Raw genomic sequence first — 20,884 nt, forward strand, 5'->3', positions numbered from 1 at the left:
GTACAGCCAGAGGGTGCCGTCGGTCTTGCGGGCGACCAGGTCGGTGTAGCCGTCGCCGGTGACGTCCGCTCCGACGATCCGGTCGAAGTTGTTCCACCCGCTGCCGACCTGCCGGGAGGCGGGGCTGCTGTAGGGGGCGCCGTCGTCCCGGACGATGTTGTTCGAGTACAGGATCATCGTCCCGTCGGGCTTGACGAGCAGCACGTCGGTGAAGCCGTCGCCGGTGACATCGGCGTTGACGATCCGATCGGAACTGCTCCAGCCGCTGCCGATCTGGCGGGAGTCCGAGTACGGGACGCCGTTGTCGCGCTCGATGTTGTTCGAGTACAGCCACAGGGTGCCGTCGGTCTTGCGGGCCACCAGGTCGTGGTACCCGTCGCCGGTGACGTCGGCGACCCCGGGGTCCTTGGTGGGAGGCTCGCTGCTGGTGCTGATGTTGTTGTACCGGCGTGCGACGTAGTCGCTGGCCGGGTGCGAGTCGATCCGTCCGTCGGAGCCTCCGGTGAGGGTCTCCGTCGCCATCTTCACCGGGGTCGAGCCGAAGGCGTAGTACTCGAAGGTGCCCGTCGACTTGTCGATCCAGCGCTTGAAGAGGATGACGTGTCGGCTGGCGATGTTCAGCACGTCGCCCGGCTGGAGGTCGTTCTTACTGATCTGCCTCGACACCGTGTACATGTTGTGGGTGGTCTTCGACGTCGAGAGGTGCCAGGCCATCGAGACGAACCCGGAGCAGTCGGTGCGGTAGTTCCTGCCGTCCTGGTCGGGGTAGTAGCCCCCCTGGTTGTACGGGATGCTGCCGCGGTTGTCGTACCAGAATTTGGCACGGCTGAGCACTTCCGTCGGGGTTATCTGCCCACCCACGGTGGATGCGGCGAAGGCCGCCTCCGGGGCGCTCGTGACCACGGTGGCGACTCCACCGGTGAGGCCGACGCCGGCGGCGAGGGCCGCCCCGAGCGCCAGGCTGGTCAGGCGCCGGATCGCAGTGCTTTTCATGGTTGTTCCTTTCAGGTCGGCGTGTTGTCGGGCAGGTTCGTTCCGGCCGTCGCGCCACCGTCGGCGGCGATTCGACGAGCCATTCACATTTGTGGAGCTATTGGGTCAGATGATCCGCCAGGGCCGCAGCAGTGGAGTGTTGGCGATCACCTTCTCGACGAGGTGGTGCAGGGTGTCGGCGGCCTCCTTCGGGTCGTCGCTGTCGATGAACGCCAGAATGTCGGCACCGTGCGGGCCGGCGCGGATCCGGATGTGCTCCACGGCGGCGGCCGGCGTCGCCTGGGCGTAGATCAGGTCTCGCAGTCCCGACTCGTCCAGGGCGCAGGTCGGGGTGAGTGGGGCGATGTGAACGTGCGCGGCGACCATCAGGGCCGCCCGGGCGGAGTTGCTGCCCCCCAGCCGAATCCGTCGGCCACGATCTGGGCCGCCGGCCCGTCCGAGGCGGAGTTGCCCCAGCCGAATCCCTCGGCGAGGGTGGTCGGTGCGCCCTCTCCGGCAGTCAGGGCGATCGCGAGCCCGAGAACGAGGGCGGCGATCGCAGCCAGTCGATTGCTATGGATAAATGCCCACATTTCGATCTTTTCCCCCGTGGTGATGTTCGTGCCGCTGGTGGTGTGGATTGCGGGGTCCGTGTCCGTCGCGCCGCTGAAGAAAGCATCGCGGGCCAGGTTGGCCTTGTCAGCAGTTCCGGCCTGGCGTGAGCCCGCCCGGCGGGGCCACGCCAGGCGCCGACGGGACCACGAGAACGATCGGTGAGCGGCAGAATACTCAGCGATGGTCCTACTCGGGGGAGGGGCTGTGTTCGATCTGCTGGGGCTGTCCGCGCAGCACGAGACGATCTACCGAGCCATGCTGCAACGTCCCGACCTGAACGTCGCCGGCCTGGCCGAGCACCTGGGTGTCCCACGGGACCAGGTCAGCGAGGCGCTTGACGTGCTGGCCGACCTCGCCCTGGTCCGGCTGGCTCCGCAGGGCGACCAGGCCCGGGCGGTACGACCGCAGGCCGGGTTGACGGCACTCCTGGCCAGGGTGGAGGCGGAGGTCGCCGTCCGGCAACGGCAGGTGGAGGAGACCCGGGCCGCGATCGCCGCCATCGCGACCGCCCACGACGAGTGCCACCAGGTGACGGAAGGCCGAGTGCTCGACGGGGTCGACAGCGTCCGGGACCGGCTCGTCGAGCTCGCCCACGCCGCCCGCAGTGAATGCCTGTCGTTCACCACGGGCGCCGCGCAGAGCCCGGACACGATGGAGGCGGAGGCACCGCTCAACCAGCAGGCGTTGCAGCGCGGCGTCCGCATCAGGAACGTGTACCAGGAGAGCTTGCGTAACGATCCCGGCACGCTGGCACACGCGCGGTGGATGACGAGACTGGGCGGCCAGTCCCGCACCACACCGACCCTGCCGATGCGGATGGTCATCGTGGACAGGGCGACCGCGCTCGTTCCCCTCGATCCGGGCAACCCGCGGCAGGGAGCGTTGGAGCTGCGCAGCCCCGGGGTCGTCGCCGGCCTGATCGCGCTGTTCGAGCAGGTATGGCTCAGTGCCACGCCGTTCGGTGAACAGGCGGCGGCCGACGAACAGGGGCTCACGCCTCAGGAACGCGAGCTGCTGCGGCTGCTCTCGGCCGGGCACACCGACGAGTCGGCGGCCCGCAAGCTGGCCGTCTCCCTTCGCAGCGTGCAGCGCATGATGACGTCCCTGACCGAGCGCCTCGGCGCCACGAGTCGGTTCCAGGCCGGCGTACGGGCGGCCGACCGCCGTTGGGTGTGAGGATCGGGCAGCCGGTCGGGCCCAGCCGGGGGGCGGTCGCTGTCGAACGGGCGTCCGGCAGCCGGCGACGAAGCGCGCCACACGCAGTTCGCGGGCCATCCGGGCAGACCTCCGCTTGTTAGTCTGGCCGGCGTCCGTCCGCCAGTCCGTGGGTCCCGGTCGAGCAAGGGGTGGGCCGGCGGGAGCGCGACAGACATGACGGCGGTCACACCAGGCTCGGGGCGGGGGACCATGAGCGATGTCGACCAGTTGGCGCGGCGGTTCGAGGAGCGCCGGGCTCGGCTGTGGACGGTGGCCTACCGGATGCTGGGCTCGCGCACCGAGGCCGAGGACGCCGTCCAGGACACCTGGCTGCGGCTGAGCCGTGCCGACGCCGACGAGATCGACAACCTGGCCGGCTGGCTGACGACCGCCGTCGGCCGGGTCTGCCTGGATCGGCTGCGGTCCCGCGCGGCCCGCCCCGAGCAGCCCTGGGACGACACCGGCGGCGAGCCCGAGGCCACGGACGTCGACACGGTCGACCCCGAGCGGGAGGCGGTGCGCACCGAGTCCGTCGGCCGGGCGCTGCTGCTCGTCCTGGACACCCTCGGCCCCACCGAGCGTTTCGTGTTCGTGCTGCACGACATGTTCGCTGTCTCGTTCGACGAGATCGCAGGCGTGGTCGACCGGACCCCGGCCGCCGTCCGGCAGATTGCCAGCCGCGCCCGTCGCCGGGTGCAGCAGGCCGAGGCGAGCCCGGAGACGGACCCGGCCCGCCAGCGGCGGGTGGTGGAGGCGTTCCTCGCCGCCGCCCGGGAGGGTCGCTTCGACGATCTGGTGACGCTGCTCGACCCGCACGTCGTGATGCGCGCCGACGCGGCCGCCGTCCGGATGGGCGGCACCGCCGAGGTCCGGGGGTCGACGGTCGTCGCCGGCTTCTTCAACGATCGGGCGCAGGGCGCGGTGCCCGCGTACGTCGACGGGGCGCCCGGCGCCGTGGTGGTCGTCGGCGGGCGGGTCCGCATCGTGCTCAGCTTCGTCGTCACCGACCGGATCCTGGCCGTGGAGACGGTGGCGGACCCGGAGGTGCTGGCGGCGCTCGACCTGGAGGCGGAGGTGGAGGTGCGGTGAGCCGGGCGGTCGAGGAATCCAACCGGGCCATGCTCCGGGCCCGGGACGCGATGGACCGGTCGTACGCCGAGCCGCTGGACATCCCCGCGCTGGCCCGGATCGCGCTGGTCTCGGAGGCGCACTTCATCCGGACCTTCCGCGCCACCTTCGGCGAGACGCCCCACCGCTACCTGCAACGGCGTCGGGTGGAGCGGGCCATGGCGCTGCTGCTGGAGAGCGACCTCGACGTGACCGACATCTGCTTCGCGGTCGGCTTCAACAGCCTCGGCTCGTTCAGCCGAACGTTCCGCCAGATCGTCGGCGAGTCGCCCAGCGGATTCCGGCGCGGCCGCACCGCCGTGCAGGGCGTGCCGAGCTGCTTCGGCAAAGCCTGGACCAGACCAAGCAGTTTTGGATAAGCAGCAGGTCAGGGGGCATCTCTAGCGTCTTCGGCATGACGATGAACGCGATCTCCCGCTCCCAGATATACGTGCTCGACCAGGACGAGGCGCTGGCCTTCTACGTCGGCAAGCTCGGCATGGAGGTCAACACCGACGCCGACCTCGGCTTCATGCGCTGGCTGACGGTCAACCTGCCCGGAGACCCGGAGCGGGAGATCCTGCTGGAGAAGCCGGGCCCGCCGGCCCTGGACCCGGCCACCGCCGAGCAGGTCCGGGAGCTGCTCACCAAGGGCGCGCTGGGCGGCACGCTCTTCATGACCACCGACGACGCGTACAAGACGTACGAGGACCTGGTCGCCAAGGGCGTGGACATCACCGACGAGCCGACCGAGCGGTCGTACGGGATCGACTTCGGCATCCGCGACCCGTTCGGCAACAAGATCCGCATCGGCCAGATGTTCCCCCGGGCCTGAGGAGGCGACCATGTCCGACGCGATCGTACTTCCCGGCGTACGGCCGGCTGCCGTGGGCCGGGACCGGGCGCTGCTGGCCGGCGGCGTCCTGGCCGGCCCGGTCTTCGCCGTCTCCGCGCTGGTCCAGGGCCTCACCCGGGACGGCTTCGACTTCCGCCGGCACCCGGTCAGCATGCTGAGCACCGGGGAACTGGGCTGGATCCAGGTCGCCACCTTCCTGGCCACCGGGGCGCTCTGCGTCGGGGCGGCGTCCGCCCTGCGTCACCGGACCGGTTCGAGGTGGCTGCCACGGCTGCTCGTGCTGTGGGGGATCGGCCTGATGGCGGCGGGGGTCTTCAGCGCCGATCCGGCCGACGGGTTCCCGGCCGGCACGCCACGCGGCCCGGGGGAGATCAGCTGGCACGGCGGGCTGCACTTCCTCGCGGCGGCGGTCGCCTTCGTCTCGCTGATCGTGGCGACGGTGGTGGCCGCCCGTCGGGCCACCCCGGCACGGGCGGTCGCCGGCCTGGCCGTCGGGGCGTTCTTCGCGGTGGCCTGGGTGGCGCTGATCGTCCGGCCCGGCCCGACGGCCATGGTCGCCTTCGGCCTCGCGGTGACCGTGGGCTGGGCCTGGGTCTGCGTCACGTTCGCCCGGGCGCTGCGCAGGCCCTGAGCGGAACGGACACGATCGGGAGGCGCGGGTTGGCATCGCGCCTCCCGATCATGTGAGGTGACGATGGGCGTCCGCCTGCTCTACCTGGCCCGGCACGGCGAGCAGGAGCACGCCGAGGTCGAGTCGCCGGAGGTGGGGCTCTCCGCGCGGGGCCGCCGCCAGGCGACCCTGCTCGGCGAGCGGCTGCGCGACCTGCCGTTGCGCGCCGTCCACCACGGCCCGCTGCGCCGGACCACGCAGACCGCCGAGCTGGTCGCCGAGTCGCTGCCCGACATCCCGGTGTACGCGTCCGAGCTGGCCGGCGACCATCTCCCGCACGACACCGACCCGGCCGGCCTGCCACCGTCGTACGCGAAGCTGCTGGCCGGCTGTTCGGCGGCCGAACGGGTCGACGGGCCGCGGGTGACGGCGGCGGCCGTGGCCCGGTTCGCCACCGCCCCGACCGACGGTGACGTGCGCGAACTGGTCGTCACGCACGCCTTCCTGATCGCCTGGCTGGTCCGGCACGCGTTGGGCGCGCCGGAGCGGCGCTGGCTCGGGCTCAACCCCCACAACGCCGGGTTGACGGTGATCCGCTACAGCTCGGCGGGGCCGCCCAGCCTGATCGCCTTCAACGACGTCGCCCACCTGCCGCCGGAGCTGCGGGGCACCGGCCTGCCCGCCGATTACCGGATGTGACCGGCGACGGATCCGGCTACCGTCGGCCGGTGACGTCACCCGACCTGCCCCGGTTCGAGTTCGCCTTCCCCGGCCCGCTGCGTGACCAGTTGGTGGCGGCGGTGCTCGCCGGCACCAAGACCTCCACCACCGGTCTGCTCCAGGACTACGAGCGCGACGGTGAGCCGCTGGAGGTGGTCGGGGCCCGCGCGGTGGTGGTCGACTCGGCCGACCGTCCGGTCGCCGTGATCGAGGTGACCGGGGTGCGGGTGGTCCGGCTCGGCGACGTCGACCTCGACCACGCTCGCGACGAGGGCGAGGGGTACGACTCGGTGGCCGCCTGGCGGGCCGGGCACGAGCAGTACTGGCACGGTCCGGACTACCGGGGCTGGCTGGGCGACCCGGAGTTCACCGTGCACGACGACACCCCTGCGGTGCTGGAACGCTTCCGGGTGGTCGAACGCCTCTGACCCACCCCGCAGGGTGGGTCGGCGCGCCCGGGCTCAGCCGGCGGTGCCGTCCAACGTGTCGCGGATGCCGTAGAACTCGGTGTTGAGTTCCAGCTGCTTGCGGGACGAGACGAAGGCGACGACCCCGGCGGTCTGCGGGTCGGCCCAGCCGCAGACCGTCAGGTAGCCCCTGTCCTCGGTGCGGCCCCGGCCGCACCGGGCCTCGCCGGCGAAGCGGCCGTACTCCACGGTCCGGAACGTCTTCACCGGGTACGGGCTGAGCACCCGGGTCAGCGCCCCCTGCGGGTCGGTCACCGTGCCCGAGACACCGGTGACCACGACCGCGTCCTCGTTGCGCCGCCGCCACGCGTACGCCCCGTCGACGGTGCTGGTCGGGTCGGTCACCTCTGCCCGCAACCGGTCCAGGGGCGACCGGGAGAACCGGATCAGCTCCGGGCTGGTGGAGCGCGGCATCCCCAGCACCGTCTCCGGCAGGGTCAGCGTCCGGGGAGCCGCTGCCGGGGGAGTCGCCGTACGCTCGCCGCCCACCGGGGCGCAGCCCAGGGCCAGCACGACCACGCCGGCTGTCACCAGGGTGCTGAACAGGGCGGCGGGCCGCCCCGCGCCGCTGGGACGTCTCTTCGCCATGGTGCTCCTCGACGGCATCGCAGCGGTACGTTACCCGGCGGAGGTGACGTTCAGCCGTCGAGTCCGGTGAGCAGCGTGTCGACCAGCGCCTCCGCGTCGGCCGTCGACAGCGGACGGTGGGTCACCACGGCTCGCAGCCAGACCGGCCCGAGCAGCAGGTCCGCCAGCAGGAGGTCGTCGACGGTGCCGGTCAGCTCGCCCCGGGCGCGGGCCCGGCCGGTGATCTCGGCGACGTGCAGACTGTGCTGGCCGAGCAGTTCGTCGGCGAGCCGGGCCAGCTCCGGGTCGGCGCCGGTGTGCGCGAGCACGTCGGAGGCGAGCCGGCCCGGCCCCTCGCCGAGGAACGCCGCCTTCGACCGGAGCAGGGCCAGCAGGTCGCCGCGGAGCGAGCCGGTGTCCGGCACCGGCAGTTCCCGGGCCACGGCGTACCGGAACGTCGCCGCCACCAGCGCCGGCTTCGACGGCCACCAGCGGTACAGGGTGGTCTTGTTGACGCCGGAGCGCCGGGCCACCCCCTCGATGGTCAGCCCGGCGTACCCCTCGGTGGACAGCAGGTCGAGCACGGCGGCGTGGATGGCCGCCGCACCGCGCGGCCCGCGCGTCGCTCGCCCGCCGGTGTCCCCCGGGGGCGGGCCGGCGGCGGTCATCGGCCGGTGCGCCGCAGCAGGCGCAGCGCGGTGCTCATCCGGCGGGTCCAGGCCGCGGTCTGCGCGCCCGGCCGGTGGTACGCCGGAGCGAGGTCGAGCCCACGCTGCCGGGCGACGGTCTTGACCCGGGTGAACCGGAGCAGCCCGTCCGCGCCGTGCCGGCCGCCCAGCCCGGAGTCCTTCCAGCCGCCCATCGGGGCGTCGATGCTGCCCCAGACGGCGGAGTAGCCGTCGTTGACGTTCACGCCACCCGCCTCGATCCGCGCGGCGACCGCCTCGCCGCGCGCCCCGGAGCCGCTGACCACGCTGGCGTTCAGGCCGTACGCGGTGTCGTTGGCCAGGGCCACCGCCTCGTCGTCGGTGCCGAAGCGGTACACCGCCACCACCGGCCCGAAGGTCTCCTCCGCATACATCCGCATGCCGGGGGTGACGCCGGTGAGCACCGCCGGTTCGAAGACGTACGGCCCGATGTCGGGGCGGTGCCGGCCTCCCGTGTGCAGGGTGGCCCCGCACTCGACGGCGTCCGCGACGTGCGCGGTGACCGTGTCGAGCTGCCGTGCGGAGGCCAGTGAGCCCAGGTCGGCGTCGAAGTCGCCGCCGATGCCCAGCCGCAGCGTGGCGGTACGCGCCACGAACCGGCGCAGGAAATCGTCGTGCAGCCGGTCGGCGACGTAGACCCGCTCGATCGAGACGCAGAGCTGTCCGGCGCTGGCGAAGCAGGCCCGGATCGCCACCTCCACCGCCCGGTCCAGGTCGGCGTCGTCGAGGACCACCAGCGGGTTCTTCCCGCCCAGTTCGAGCGAGGTGGGCACGAGGCGGCGGGCGGCCTGGGCGGCGACCTCGCGGCCGACCCGGGTGGAGCCGGTGAAGCAGACCATGTCGGCGTGCTCGACGACCAGCGGCCCGACGTCGGCGCCCTCACCGGCGACGACCTGCCACAACGCGGGCGGCAACCCGGCGCGGAGGGCCAGGTCCCGGGCCCAGAGGGCGGTGAGCATGCTGGCCGGGTCGGGCCGGTGCACCACCGCGTTCCCCGCCATCAGGGCCGGCAGCACCTCGGCGACGGCCAGTGAGACCGGGTAGTTCCAGGGGGAGATCACCCCGACCACGCCGAGCGGGAAGCGCAGCTCGCTGGTCCGGGTGAGCACCGGTAGCGCGCCGGCCCGGCGGCGGGGGCGCAGCAGCCGGCCGGCGGTGCGGGCGTAGTGGCGGGCGTTGATCGCCACGTCGAGGACCTCCTCGACGGCGTGGCGGCGGGCCTTGCCCGATTCGAGCTGGACCAGGTCCAGCCCTTCGTCCTGCCGGTCGAGCACGAGGTCGTGCAACCGCAGCAGCACGGCGGCGCGGCGGGCCACCGGCAGGGCCGCCCAGGCCCGCTGCGCCTCGGCGGCGTCGGCGAACGCGGCCGCCACGTCGGCCGGTCCACTCGACGGTACGACCACCGTCGCGGCGTCGGTCAACGGCGACCGGGCGGTGAACGACGCTCCGCTGCCCCGCACCTGGGCCGCCAACTCGCCGGCCGCCGGCGGCAGCGCAGGAGGCCGCCCGCCCACGGCGGGATTACCGGTCACGGCGGAAGCTTCCATCCCCCCACCCTAGTGCAACGCAACGTCGCGTTGCAGCGCTGTGCGGGCGGCGGCGGTTGGGTGGCGGGAGGTGTGGGTGGCGCGGCGGGCCCTGCTCGCCGGGGCGGCCGGCGGGTAGGTGCTCAGCCGGTGGTCTGGAAGAGCAGTTGGGCCATCGCGGCGGCTGCGGGCGGCGGCTGCGGACCGCTGGGGCAGTCGGTCCACTCCACGCTCCCCGTGGGGACGGTGAGTCGGTAGGTGAAGGCGTCCGCGCAGCGGGCGTCGGGAGTGCCTCGGGTGCCGCCCGTGGTCGCGGTACGCGCCAGCGCGCGCAGCCGGTCGAGGTCGGCGGGGGAGAGTTGGCCGCTACGGGTGGCGTCGCCCCGCTCGGTGGCCCTCCATCGGCCGTCCGGCTCGACGGTCACGGTGTCGCTGCGCCCGGCGATGCCGCCGGAGCGGGTCACCACGATGCGGGAGTCCGTCGTGCCGGTCGCCGTCCCGTCCGGGGTGGCGGTGCCGGGCGCGGTGGCGTCCGGGGTGGAGCTGCCCGGCGCGCCGGTGGGTCCGGTGGGGGTCGGGGCAGGTGGACCGGGCTCGGTCGCTGAGCAGCCGGTCAGTAGGCCGGCCACAGTTACGATCTTGACAATGGCCAGGGCGGGTGATCTCATGCCGTTCGGACGTGCGCCGTCGCCGCCCGGTTCCCTCACCAGGTTGCCCTCCACCGTTCGGTCAGTGTCGAGGTCGGTAAGCGCTCTCCCTCTTCCCCTTTCTCGGATGTATCGCTATATCTACATGCGTGACTACCCCCGTCACAACTTTCCCTTGTCAGGAGGGCACGTGAGAAGACCCCTCGCCGCCGTCAGCGCAATGCTGCTCACCAGCGGCATGCTGACCTGCGTCGCCACCGCAGCGCAGGCGGCCCCCACCGCCCCGGCCCCGGACACCGCACCCGCAGCTCGTGCCGAAAGCCTGCTCCGCAGCAACCCTGGCGCCGTCCAGGGCACCAGCGGAGAGTCGTACCAGGCGGTCCGCACGAAGGTGGACGGAAACGGCGCGGCGCACACCCGCTACATCCGCAGCTACAAGGGCCTCCGCGTCCACGGCGGTGACTTCGTCATCCACACGGCGCCCAACGGCGCCTACGCCGGCACGTCGGTCGGCCTGGCCGCCCCGCTCACCCTCGCCACCGCCCCCAAGGTGACGGTTGCCGCGGTGAAGGCGACCGCCAAGAAGCAGTTCGAGGGCAAGCTGGAAAGCGTCGGCAGCCCCGAGCTCTTCGTCGACGCCAGCTCCGGCACGGGCCGCCTCGCCTACGAGACGGTGCTCACCGGCTGGCACACCGACGGCCAGACCCCGTCCCGGTTCCACGTCATCACCGACGCGGTCACCGGCAAGGTCATCGGCTCGTACGACGAGATCGAGATGGTCGCCGGCACCGGCAGCAGCGTCTACTCCGGCACCGTCACCATCGACACGACGCTCTCCGGCAGCACCTACTCGATGGTCGACCCGGCGCGTGGCAACGGCTCGACCTGCGACATGAACAACGGCACGTCGACCTGCACCACCTTCACCGACGCGGACAACAGCTGGGGCAACGGCACCACCTCCAACCGGCAGTCCGCCGCCGTCGACGCGCACTTCGGCGCCGCGAAGACGTTCGACTACTTCAAGAACGTGCACGGCCGTAACGGCATCTTCGGCGACGGCCGGGGCGTGCCCAGCCGGGTGCACTACGGCAACAACTACGTCAACGCCTTCTGGGACGGTTCCCGGATGACGTACGGCGACGGCTCCGGCAACTCGCGGCCGCTGGTCTCGCTCGACGTGGCCGGCCACGAGATGAGCCACGGCGTCACCGACAACGTCGTGCCCGGCGGTCTGACCTACTCCGGCGAGTCCGGCGGCCTGAACGAGGCCACCAGCGACATCTTCGGCAACATGGTCGAGTTCTACGCCAACACCACCGCCGACCCGGGTGACTACCAGGTCGGCGAGAAGATCAACATCAACGGTGACGGCACGCCGCTGCGCTACATGTACAACCCGTCGCTGGACGGCTCGTCCGACAGCTGCTGGACCACCAGCACCAAGAACAAGAACGTGCACTACTCGTCCGGCGTGGCGAACCACTTCTACTTCAACCTCGCCGAGGGCACCGGGGCCACCCCGTACGGCACCTCGCCGATCTGCGGGTCCGCCCCGGCGGTCACCGGCATCGGTCGCGCCAAGGCCGAGAAGATCTGGTTCCGCGCCCTGGACGTCTACTTCACGTCGAACACCTCGTACGTCAACAACACCACCCCGTCGAACACCGCGCGGGCCTACACGCTGCGCGCGGCGACCGACCTCTACGGCAGCTGCTCCACGGAGTACAGGGCCGTGCAGGCGGCGTGGACCGCGGTGGCCGTCTCCGGCAACGACGCGCCCTGCTCCACCGGCAACGACTTCTCCGTGTCGCTCTCGCCGACCTCCGGTGCGGTCAACCCGGGCAACTCGGTCAGCACCACCGTCGGTACCGCCGTCACCAGCGGCAACGCGCAGAGCGTGGCGCTGTCGGCGTCCGGCCTGCCGACCGGCGCGACCGCCTCGTTCAACCCGTCGACGGTGACCGCGGGCGGCTCGTCCACCCTCACCATCGCCACCTCGGCCAGCACCCCGCCGGGCACCTACACGGTGACCGTCACCGGTGCCGGCACGGTGACCCGGACGGCGACGTACACGCTGACCGTGAACGGCACCGGCGGTGGCTGCACCAGCCCGGGCCAGAAGCTCGGCAACCCGGGCTTCGAGTCCGGCACCACCCCGTGGGTCTCGACCTCGGGCGTCATCGGCTCGTTCACCGGGCAGCCGGCCCGTACCGGCACCCGTAACGCCTGGATGGACGGCTACGGCCGCAGCCACACCGACACGCTCTCCCAGTCGGTGAGCCTGCCGGCCGGCTGCACGTCGTACAACTTCAGCTTCTGGCTGCACATCGACTCGGCGGAGACCACCACCGGCACCGCGTACGACACGCTGCGGGTGCAGGTGCTCAACTCCTCCGGGACGGTGCTGGCCACCCTGGCGACCTACTCGAACCTGAACGAGGCCGCCGGGTACTCGCAGAAGTCCTTCTCGCTGGCCGCGTACAAGGGCCAGACCGTCACCCTGAAGTTCACCGGCGTCGAGGACTCCTCGCTCCAGACGTCCTTCGTGGTCGACGACACCGCGGTCAACGTCTCCTGACCTGACCACCGTCGGCGGGCCCGGCGGCCACCCTCGCGGGTGGCCGTCGGGCCCGCGCCGTTATGGTCGCCGGAGGCGGACCCGGCACGGGCCGGCCGGTGCGGAAGGGGTGGTGGCGGTGTCGGACGCGGAGCTGACCGTCGAGGTGACCGGCGCGGTGGCGACGGTGACGATCCACAACCCGGCGCGGCGCAACGCGATGACGCCCGGGATGTGGCGCCGGCTCCCGGTGCTGCTCGACGGGCTGGAGGCCGACCCGGCGGTGCGGGCCCTGGTGCTCACCGGCGCGGGGGGCACCTTCTGCGCCGGCGCCGACCTCGGCGACCTGGACGAGCTGCTCGACGCGGGTGACCACAGCATCGCGGTTGCCGCCGAGGAGCGGCTGGCCGCGTTCGCCAAGCCGACCGTGGCCGCCGTGCAGGGCGCCTGCGTCGGTGGCGGTTGCCAGCTCGCGGTCGCCTGTGACCTGCGGATCGCCGCGCAGGACGCCCGGTTCGGCGTGCCGCCGGCCCGGCTCGGCCTGGTCTACCCGGCCCCGACCACCCGGCGGTTGACCCGGCTGGTGGGGCCGTCCACCGCGAAGTTCCTGCTCTTCACCGCCGAGCTGGTCGACGCCGAGCGCGCGCTGCGGGTCGGCCTGGTGGACGAGGTGCTGCCGGTCGACGGGCTCACCGACCGGGTGGACGCGATCACCGCCGCCATCGCCCAGCGCTCGCAGCTCAGCGTCGCCGCGGCGAAGGAGATCGTGGACGACCGGGCCGGGCCGGCCCGGATCGCCTGGTGGCACCGGAAGGTGCGGGACAGCGGCGAGGCCCGCGAGGGCGTCGCGGCCCACCACGAGCGCCGGCCCCCGAACTTCACCTGGTCGCCGTCCGACCGGCACTGACCCGGGAGCCCGACGACACCGCCGAGCCGCCCCCGCGGAGCCGTCCGGCGTCCCGGCGCAGGCGCGGCGGCGCCGTCCGGGTCGTCTGCGAGGGTCAGGTGGCGGAGCCGGTCGCCACCACGCCGGCCGTCGGGTACCGGATCGAGGATCACCGGCCGGGTCCCGCCCGGCAGGTCCACGTCGTGTTCGGCTCCGCCGCTCACGCGAGCGATGTCACCGCCAGCTGCGCCAACGGTCGACCGGTGCCGAGGGTGCGGGAGACCGACCGCTGACCGGCGGGGTCAGGCCGTCGCCGACCCGGCGCGGGTCCGGCCGGCGGACCGGCCGGCCAGTTCCAGCAGCTCCTCCACGGACCACTGGTCGTAGGCGTGCTCGCCGTACCTCACGGCGAGCACGCGACCGTCGGGTGCGATGAGGAAGTCGGCGGGGAGCCCGAGGCGCCCGCCGTGCGGCGTCGTCGACGGTGGGCGTTCCCGGCCCCGCAGCAGGGCCCACGAGCTGCGCGCCACCCCGCGCAGGATGGGCAGCCAGGCGCGCGGGGAGAGCAGCGACCAGCGGGACGACTCGACGCCGAACTCGCGGTAGAGCCGCTTGTCCGGGTCGGCGACGACAGCGAACGGCAGGTCGTCGGTGTGCTCGCGCAGCTCGTCGGCGGGGGAGTGGAAGACCACCACCTCGCGGACGCCGGCCGCCTCGATCTCGGCGTGCCGGCGGACGATCGAGCGCAGGTGCAGGTTGCACACCGGACAGCCGGCGAAGCGCCGGAACTGCAGGTGGATCAGTCGGTCGGGGGCGGGCACGGCGACCGGCGCGCCGACGACCGGGGTGAGGTGCCGGCCGGTCAGGGTCGAGCCGGGGGTGACATGGCGGGGCACGGGGCCTCCCGTCGTAGGTGTACAACGTACTCCTACAGGGTAGGCGTACGTTGTAAGCTGTCAAGACCATGCCTCGTCCCCGCTCCCTCAACCCGATCCAGATCGCCTCGGCCGCGCTCGCCGTCATCGACCAGGGCGGGCTGTCCGCGCTCACCATGCGCGGCGTCGCCAAGGAGCTGAACGCCACCGCCATGTGCCTCTACCGGTACGTCGCCGACCGCGACGAACTGGAGGCCCTCGTCGTGGAGCAGGCGCTGGCGGACGTCGACACCACGGCCCCGGTGGACGGCGACTGGCGGGAACGGGTCGCCGTCCTGGTCCGGCGGATGCGGGTCGTGATCGGCTGTCACCCGGCCGTGGTGCCGCTGCTGCCGGTGCACCGGCACCGCTCACCGACCGTGCTGCGCTGGACCGAGAGCCTGCTCGCCGTCCTCGCCGAGGCGGGTCTCGACGGCACCCGCCGGGCGGTCGCGCTGCGCGCGCTGCTCGCGTACACCGTCGGCGCGATCCAGCTCGAACACCTCGGGCCGCTCTCGGGCGGCGGCACCACCGCCATGGCCGCGCTGTCCCCGGCGGAGTTCCCGCACCTGGCGGCCACCGCCGCCGACGCCCGCCGGGTGGACCCGGACGCCGAGTTCGACGGCGGGCTGGAGATCCTGCTGCGCGGGCTGGCCACCTAGGTGACGGCTGACCGCCCGACCATCCACTCCGTTGCGCCGAGGTGGCGGGACCGCCGTGCGCCCGATACCGCCACCTCGCCGGGATGGAGTTGATCAACGCCGCCAGCCTCGCGTGGTGACGACCCTCCACGAGCGACGGCCTCGAGCGTTGCCCGTGCGGGCGGGGACCGGCGGGCGCCGCGCCGGGGCGTACCCCCGACACGGCCCCCTGTGCCCGCCGGCCGGCCCGTCACCGCGCGGCGAGCGACGCCCAGCTCGGCACGACCGGCTCGCGCCGCAGCGGCATGCCCGCCTCGGCCGGCGTACGGTCGCCCTTGCGCTGGTTGCAGGCGTAGCAGGCGGCGGTGGTGTTCCTCCAGGAGTTCCGGCCGCCGCGCGAGCGGGGCAGGATGTGGTCGATCGTGCCGGCCGGGCCGCCGCAGTACGCGCAGCACCGGCCGTCGCGCCGCAGCACGCCGGCCCGGGACCAGGCCGGCCCGGCGCTGAACCGCCAGCGGGTGACGACGTACCGGACCAGGCGGACCACCCGGGGGACCGGGAAGATCCCGATCACCTGGTCCGGCTCGGCCTCGTGGATCTCGGCGACCCGGCGGCAGAGCATCCGGATCGCGTGCTGGACGGTGACCCGGTGCAGCGGGCCGAGGTCGGCGTTGATGACGAGGACGGCGTCCACCGGGCTCTCCCTTCACGATCGGCGGCGGACCGGGCCGGACAGCGAAAAGCCGCCCGGTCCGGCGTGGGACGGGCGGCTGGCCGGCGTGCTCGTCACGCGCGACAGTCGGGGCTCCCGTCCCGGGGACCTTCGGCTCGGCGACCGTCGGCGGGCAGCGTCCACCACGCGCACGTCCCGTGCGACAACGACATGGCTTGCTCCCGACTGACTGGTCGACCTTGCGCGATCACGGTAGGTCGGCGCCCGAACGGGGAGCAACGCATTTCGATCCGCTCTCGTCGCGACGGGACCTTCGGCCACCGTGGAACGGGTCCTTGCGCACCACCGCTCGGGCCGTGGCGGGCCGATGCTGAAGATGCCCCTGACGCCGCAACCGCCGAGGTGAAGCATGTCGACCGAACTCACCGCCAGGATCGACGCACTGGTCGCCGACGGCCTGAAGGCCCTGGCCGACTACGACCGGTTCGACCAGGAGCAGATCGACCACATCGTCCGCAAGGCGTCCGTGGCCGCGCTCGACCGGCACGCCGCGCTCGCCCAACTGGCCGTCGAGGAGACCGGCCGGGGCGTGTTCGAGGACAAGGCGGTGAAGAACATCTTCGCCTGCGAGCACGTCACGCACAGCATGGCGACGACCCGCACGGTCGGCGTGATCAGCCGCGACGAGATCAACGGCATCGTCGAGATCGCCGACCCGGTCGGCGTCGTCGCCGGCATCACCCCCGTCACCAACCCCACCTCGACCACGATCTTCAAGGCGCTGCTCGCGTTGAAGACCCGCAACCCGATCGTCTTCGCCTTCCACCCGTCCGCGCAGCGGTGCAGTGTCGAGGCGGCCCGCACGGTCCGGGACGCGGCCGTCGCCGCCGGCGCCCCCACCCACTGCGTGCAGTGGATCGAGGAACCCTCGGTCGAGGCGACCAGCGCGCTGATGCACCACCCGGGCGTCGCGACGATCCTCGCCACCGGCGGCAACAGCATGGTCCGCGCGGCGTACTCGGCGGGGAAGCCGGCGCTCGGCGTGGGCGCCGGCAACGTGCCGGCGTACGTGGAGGCGAGCGCCAAGCTCAAGCGCGCGGTCAACGACATCGTGCTCTCCAAGTCGTTCGACAACGGCATGATCTGCGCCTCCGAGCAGGCGGCGATCGTCGACGACGCCGTGTACGACGCGGCGCTGGACGAGTTCCGGCGGCTGCACGCGTACCTCGCCACGGCCGAGGACAAGCGCAGGCTGGAGGCGCTGCTCTTCCCCGCCGGGAAGCTCAACCCGGAGGTGGTCGGGCGGACCGCCGAGTGGATCGCCGAACACGCCGGGATCACCGTGCCGCCGCGTACCTCGGTGATCCTGGTCGAGGTCGACGGGGTCGGCCCGGACGAGCCGCTGACCCGGGAGAAGCTCTGCCCGGTCCTGGCGCTGCTGCGCGCCGGCACCCGCGAGCAGGGCCTGCGGTACGCCGAGCAGATGGTCGAGTTCCACGGGCTCGGGCACAGCGCGGTCATCCACACCGAGGACGAGGCGCTGGTGGAGGAGTTCGGGCAGCGGGTCAAGGCGGTCCGGATCATCTGGAACTCGCCGGCCTCGCAGGGCGGCATCGGCGACATGTACAACGCCTTCCTGCCGTCGCTGACCCTCGGCTGCGGCAGCTACGGCCACAACTCGGTCTCCGACAACGTCTCGGCGGTCAACCTGATCAACATCAAGCGGATCGGCCGGCGGAGCAACAACATGCAGTGGTTCAAGGTCCCTTCGAAGATCTACTTCGAGCCGAACGCGATCCGCTACCTGGCGGAGATGCCGGACGTGCACCGGGTCACCGTGGTCACCGACGCGACGATGACCCGGCTGGGCTTCGTCGACCGGGTCAACCGGGTGCTGCAACGGCGGGAGGGGAAGGTCGCCCTCCAGATCATCGACGACGTCGAGCCGGAGCCCAGCGTGGCGACCGTCGACCGGGGCGCGGAGCTGATGCGTTCCTTCCAGCCGGACACCATCATCGCCCTCGGCGGCGGCTCGGCGATGGACGCCGCCAAGGTGATGTGGCTGCGCTACGAGCACCCGGACGTGGTCTTCGAGGACATGCGGGAGAAGTTCTTCGACATCCGCAAGCGCGCCTTCGCCTTCCCCACCCTGGGTGAGCGGGCCCGGCTGGTCTGCGTCCCGACCACCTCGGGCACCGGCGCGGAGGTCACCCCGTTCGCGGTGATCACCGACCACCGGACCGGCAAGAAGTACCCGCTGGCCGACTACGCGCTCACCCCCAGCGTGGCGATCGTCGACCCGGTGCTGACCGCCAGCCTGCCCCGCGCCATCGCCGCCGACAGCGGCTTCGACGCGCTCACCCACGCCATCGAGGCGTACGTGTCGGTGTACGCGAACGACTTCACCGACGGGCTGGCGCTGCACGCCATCCGGCTCATCTTCGCCAACCTGGAACGCTCGGTGGCCGACGCCGACAGCGAGGCGCGGGAGCGGATGCACAACGCCGGCACCATCGCCGGCATGGCGTTCGGCAGCGCCTTCCTCGGTATCGTGCACGCCATGTCGCACACCCTCGGCGCGACCTTCCACATCGCCCACGGGCGGACCAACGCGGTGCTGCTGCCGCACGTGATCCGCTACAACGGCAGCGTCCCGTCGAAGCTCTCCGGCTGGCCCAAGTACGAGAGCTACCGGGCGCCGGAGCGGTTCGCCGAGATCGCCAAGCTGCTCGACCTGCCCGCCGCGACGCCGGAACAGGGCGTGGCGGCGCTGGCGGACGCGGTGGAGCGGCTGCGCGCCGCGGTCGGCATCGAGCCGTCCTTCGCCGCGATCGGGGTGGACGAGGCGGCGTTCGAGGCGGCGCTGCCGCAGCAGGCGCTCAACGCGTACTCCGATCAGTGCGCGCCGGCCAACCCGCGGATGCCGATGCTCGACGACATGCAGCAGCTGATGCGGGCCGCGTACCACGGCGCCCGCTGGGACGGGGTGAGCCGCTGAGACCGGGCATGGTGGCCCGCCCGACCTGGGGACGGGCGGGCCACCATGCCCCCACCGATCGGCCTGCCCGGTACGTCCCCCGGGCAGGCCGGTCGGGTCGGCGCCAGGCGGTCCCGAGCTGGCTCAGCGCCGCCAGGCGAGCAGGCCGCGCGGCCGGACCGAGCGGACCGGCTCGGCGCGGGCCCCGGCGGTCCGCAGGATGTGGTTGGCGGCGATGATCCCGGTTGCCGCCGAGCGTTCCATCAGCGCGCTGGGGAAGTCGGTGCGGATGCCGTCCCCGGCCAGGAAGAGGCCGTCGGCGTCGGTGCGTACCCCGGGGCGGCCGGCGTGGCTGCCGGGGGTGAAGGCCGGCGCCTGCGCCTCCACCCGGGCCCGCAGCTCGCGTACCCGCAGGTCGGCCGCCTCCGGCCAGAGCCGGCACAGCTCCAGCCGCATCCGCTCGGCCAGCTCGTCGGCGGGCACGCCCTCGTCGCAGGCGTACGCGTGCAGTTCGACCACCGAGCCGCCGGTGCGCTGCGCCCAGCGGCGGGACTCGTCCTCCAGCCGGTGGTAGAGCGTCACCGAGTCGAGGGTGGGCTGGCGGGACACCCCGCTGAACACCGCCCGGTCGGCGCGCACGTCCCCGTCCATCCAGTAGCGCGCCACCGCGTACGGCGGACCGGCCTGACCGAACGCGGGCATCCGCGCCACCAGCCGTGGCGCCGCCGCGATCAGGCCGGGGGAGGCCGCGACCAGCGCGGCGAGCGCGGGCGGGTCGACGGCGAGCACCACCTGCCCGGCGCGGTACGACGTGCCGTCGGCGGCGGTGACCCGCCAGCCATCGGGCCCCCGGTCCAGCCGGGTCGCGGCGACCCCGGTGACCACCCGGCCGCCGTGCTTCTCCACGTACCGGGTCAGCGGCTGCCAGATCGCCGTCGCGTAGTCCTCGTCCGGGCAGTCGAAGGCCAGCCCTTCCGGGTTGCCGAGCAGGTAGAAGTGGAACTGGGCGATCATCTCGGCGGCCGACATCTCCGCCTCGTGGTTGAAGAACGAGTGCGAGAAGACCTCGAAGAGCATCGCCCGGGCCCGGTCCGGCAGCTTCAGCGAGCTGAGCAGCTCGTCGGCGGTGGTGTCGTCGAACTCGGCGTAGGTGCGGGCCGGATCGTAGGTGAGCAGCGGCAGCGCGGCGTCCCGGTCCATTGCGCGTAGGTCCGCCAGGCGCACGCTGGGGCTGCGGGCCAGCAGCGCGAGCAGGTTCATCGGCGGTGCCGGGGGCAGCCGGCCGAACTCCTCGGTGGGCCACCGCTCGCTCAGGACCGGGTAGCCGGGGACCGGTCTGAGGAAGCCCAGGCGCGGGTCGACCCGGCGCAGGATCGACCGCCAGTTGTAGTACTGCCGGAAGAACGCGTGGAAGCCGTGCTCGTTCATCTGCGTGCCGTCGGCCAGGGCCTCCGGCCAGGCGCCGAGCCGGCCGCCCAGGGTCGGCGCGGCCTCCAGCACGGTCACGTCCACCCCGCGCTCGGCGAGGACCACCGCCGCCGACATGCCGGCGATCCCGCCGCCGACCACCACGGCCGCGACCGGTCGCGGCACGCGGGGGGCGCCCCCACCGCCCGGGTCCACCATCCGCTCCCGTACGCCGATGAGCCGACCCACCACCTGCGACAGCGCCATGTGCACCTTCCCGCCCGAGCGAACCTCCAGTCTGCCCGCTCAGCCGTCCGACGGCGGCAGACAGCGCCGCTCGCGGTCCGAGGCGGGCCAGACGTACTCCAGGTCGGGCGGGACGTCGCCGAACTGCGGACCGTAGTGTCCGGGGTCCTTGCGCAGCAGCGACGAGCGGTGGCTGCGGTGCAGGTCCTCGCGGCCCAGCCAGGGCGGCAGCTCACCGGCGGAGGCCAGCTCGCCCTGGGTGCGTACGGTGGTCAGGCCGCAGGCGGCGGCCAGGTCGGTGACCATGGTGGCGGCGCAGGTGTCCGCCCGGCCCGGTTCGCACCAGACGGCGCACACGTCCAGCCCGTACCGGGTGAGCGCCTCCTCGTAGCCGGCCCACATCTTCACCGCCGGGTGGTTGCGCCAGCCGTAGTCCGGGCGGGTCAGCCCGCGCAGCACCTGGATCGTCTCCACCCGCTGCTTGCCCAGCCGCCTCTGGTCCAGCGTCCGGGCGCTCGCCAGGAAGTCCGGGTACGGGAGGAACGTCTGCATGTGCCTGCTCTACCCGCCGCCGGGCCCGACATGCCTC

The 20,884-nt window shown here is 72.9% G+C and carries 21 protein-coding genes; 11 read left to right on the top strand and 10 right to left on the bottom strand.

Going from position 1 to position 20,884, the window contains the following annotated elements; genetic code table 11:
* Positions 1–993 (bottom strand): FG-GAP repeat domain-containing protein (locus tag GA0070560_RS19515; RefSeq protein WP_091299735.1); only part of this gene is annotated, 993 nt, incomplete at its 3' end.
* Between the two features lie 105 nt (positions 994–1,098).
* Complete coding sequence (locus tag GA0070560_RS19520; RefSeq protein WP_091299739.1) at positions 1,099–1,359, bottom strand: hypothetical protein; 261 nt, start codon at positions 1,357–1,359, stop codon at positions 1,099–1,101.
* 432 nt (positions 1,360–1,791) lie between these two features.
* Here GA0070560_RS19520 and GA0070560_RS19525 point away from each other — a divergent pair, with 432 nt between their 5' ends.
* The 7 genes from GA0070560_RS19525 (at position 1,792) to GA0070560_RS19555 (ending at position 6,505) form a co-directional block, all read left to right on the top strand.
* Positions 1,792–2,763, top strand: a complete 972-nt coding sequence (locus GA0070560_RS19525; protein ID WP_091299742.1) for a LuxR C-terminal-related transcriptional regulator — start codon at positions 1,792–1,794, stop codon at positions 2,761–2,763.
* 231 nt (positions 2,764–2,994) lie between these two features.
* Entirely contained in the window at positions 2,995–3,873 is an 879-nt protein-coding gene (locus GA0070560_RS19530) for a sigma-70 family RNA polymerase sigma factor (RefSeq protein ID WP_091299745.1), read from the top strand.
* The gene (locus GA0070560_RS19535; RefSeq protein ID WP_091299748.1) at positions 3,870–4,271 is read left to right on the top strand and encodes a helix-turn-helix domain-containing protein; all 402 of its coding nucleotides are present in this window, start codon (positions 3,870–3,872) and stop codon (positions 4,269–4,271) included. Before GA0070560_RS19530 ends, GA0070560_RS19535 begins: the two co-directional genes overlap by 4 nt.
* A gap of 35 nt (positions 4,272–4,306) precedes the next feature.
* On the top strand, positions 4,307–4,726 hold the full coding sequence (locus GA0070560_RS19540; RefSeq protein WP_091299752.1) for a VOC family protein: 420 nt from the start codon (positions 4,307–4,309) through the stop codon (positions 4,724–4,726).
* A gap of 10 nt (positions 4,727–4,736) precedes the next feature.
* A complete protein-coding gene (locus GA0070560_RS19545; protein WP_091299756.1) occupies positions 4,737–5,378 on the top strand; it encodes a DUF998 domain-containing protein in 642 nt (213 codons plus the stop codon).
* Between the two features lie 63 nt (positions 5,379–5,441).
* Complete coding sequence (locus GA0070560_RS19550; RefSeq protein ID WP_091299760.1) at positions 5,442–6,056, top strand: histidine phosphatase family protein; 615 nt, start codon at positions 5,442–5,444, stop codon at positions 6,054–6,056.
* A gap of 29 nt (positions 6,057–6,085) precedes the next feature.
* The gene (locus GA0070560_RS19555; protein ID WP_091300101.1) at positions 6,086–6,505 is read left to right on the top strand and encodes an ASCH domain-containing protein; all 420 of its coding nucleotides are present in this window, start codon (positions 6,086–6,088) and stop codon (positions 6,503–6,505) included.
* A gap of 33 nt (positions 6,506–6,538) precedes the next feature.
* Here GA0070560_RS19555 and GA0070560_RS19560 read toward each other — a convergent pair whose 3' ends face one another.
* The 4 genes from GA0070560_RS19560 to GA0070560_RS19575 form a co-directional block, all read right to left on the bottom strand.
* On the bottom strand, positions 6,539–7,132 hold the full coding sequence (locus GA0070560_RS19560) for a hypothetical protein (protein ID WP_091299763.1): 594 nt from the start codon (positions 7,130–7,132) through the stop codon (positions 6,539–6,541).
* A gap of 50 nt (positions 7,133–7,182) precedes the next feature.
* Positions 7,183–7,779, bottom strand: a complete 597-nt coding sequence (locus tag GA0070560_RS19565; RefSeq protein ID WP_091299766.1) for a TetR/AcrR family transcriptional regulator — start codon at positions 7,777–7,779, stop codon at positions 7,183–7,185.
* Positions 7,776–9,365: a succinic semialdehyde dehydrogenase gene (locus GA0070560_RS19570; protein ID WP_091299770.1), complete on the bottom strand. Its 1,590-nt coding sequence runs from the start codon at positions 9,363–9,365 to the stop codon at positions 7,776–7,778. Before GA0070560_RS19570 ends, GA0070560_RS19565 begins: the two co-directional genes overlap by 4 nt.
* 122 nt (positions 9,366–9,487) lie before the next feature.
* A complete protein-coding gene (locus tag GA0070560_RS19575; RefSeq protein ID WP_091299774.1) occupies positions 9,488–9,973 on the bottom strand; it encodes a protealysin inhibitor emfourin in 486 nt (161 codons plus the stop codon).
* A gap of 208 nt (positions 9,974–10,181) precedes the next feature.
* Between GA0070560_RS19575 and GA0070560_RS19580 the strand changes: the two genes are divergently transcribed.
* Together GA0070560_RS19580 and GA0070560_RS19585 are read left to right on the top strand one after the other, a co-directional pair.
* The gene (locus GA0070560_RS19580) at positions 10,182–12,572 is read left to right on the top strand and encodes a M4 family metallopeptidase (protein ID WP_091299778.1); all 2,391 of its coding nucleotides are present in this window, start codon (positions 10,182–10,184) and stop codon (positions 12,570–12,572) included.
* Between the two features lie 112 nt (positions 12,573–12,684).
* Positions 12,685–13,458 carry an enoyl-CoA hydratase/isomerase family protein gene (locus GA0070560_RS19585; RefSeq protein WP_091300103.1) on the top strand — a complete coding sequence of 258 codons (774 nt, stop codon included), beginning with the start codon at positions 12,685–12,687 and terminating at the stop codon, positions 13,456–13,458.
* A gap of 281 nt (positions 13,459–13,739) precedes the next feature.
* On the opposite strand, the gene GA0070560_RS19590 is transcribed toward GA0070560_RS19585, so the two are convergent.
* Positions 13,740–14,333 carry a peroxiredoxin-like family protein gene (locus GA0070560_RS19590; RefSeq protein ID WP_170839490.1) on the bottom strand — a complete coding sequence of 198 codons (594 nt, stop codon included), beginning with the start codon at positions 14,331–14,333 and terminating at the stop codon, positions 13,740–13,742.
* 68 nt (positions 14,334–14,401) lie between these two features.
* Here GA0070560_RS19590 and GA0070560_RS19595 point away from each other — a divergent pair, with 68 nt between their 5' ends.
* Positions 14,402–15,013, top strand: coding sequence for a TetR/AcrR family transcriptional regulator C-terminal domain-containing protein (locus tag GA0070560_RS19595; RefSeq protein WP_091299782.1), 612 nt, complete (start codon positions 14,402–14,404; stop codon positions 15,011–15,013).
* Positions 15,014–15,242: 229 nt separating this feature from the next.
* On the opposite strand, the gene GA0070560_RS19600 is transcribed toward GA0070560_RS19595, so the two are convergent.
* On the bottom strand, positions 15,243–15,686 hold the full coding sequence (locus GA0070560_RS19600) for an HNH endonuclease (RefSeq protein ID WP_091299786.1): 444 nt from the start codon (positions 15,684–15,686) through the stop codon (positions 15,243–15,245).
* 388 nt (positions 15,687–16,074) lie between these two features.
* Between GA0070560_RS19600 and adhE the strand changes: the two genes are divergently transcribed.
* Positions 16,075–18,663, top strand: coding sequence for a bifunctional acetaldehyde-CoA/alcohol dehydrogenase (adhE, locus tag GA0070560_RS19605; protein ID WP_091299790.1), 2,589 nt, complete (start codon positions 16,075–16,077; stop codon positions 18,661–18,663).
* Between the two features lie 123 nt (positions 18,664–18,786).
* On the opposite strand, the gene GA0070560_RS19610 is transcribed toward adhE, so the two are convergent.
* Together GA0070560_RS19610 and GA0070560_RS19615 are read right to left on the bottom strand one after the other, a co-directional pair.
* Positions 18,787–20,316, bottom strand: coding sequence for an FAD-dependent oxidoreductase (locus GA0070560_RS19610; RefSeq protein ID WP_091299793.1), 1,530 nt, complete (start codon positions 20,314–20,316; stop codon positions 18,787–18,789).
* Positions 20,317–20,355: 39 nt separating this feature from the next.
* The gene (locus tag GA0070560_RS19615) at positions 20,356–20,847 is read right to left on the bottom strand and encodes an MSMEG_6728 family protein (RefSeq protein ID WP_091299797.1); all 492 of its coding nucleotides are present in this window, start codon (positions 20,845–20,847) and stop codon (positions 20,356–20,358) included.
* Between the last annotated feature and the right edge of the window lie 37 nt (positions 20,848–20,884).

It is taken from the genome of Micromonospora halophytica, assembly GCF_900090245.1.
GTDB lineage: Bacteria > Actinomycetota > Actinomycetes > Mycobacteriales > Micromonosporaceae > Micromonospora > Micromonospora halophytica.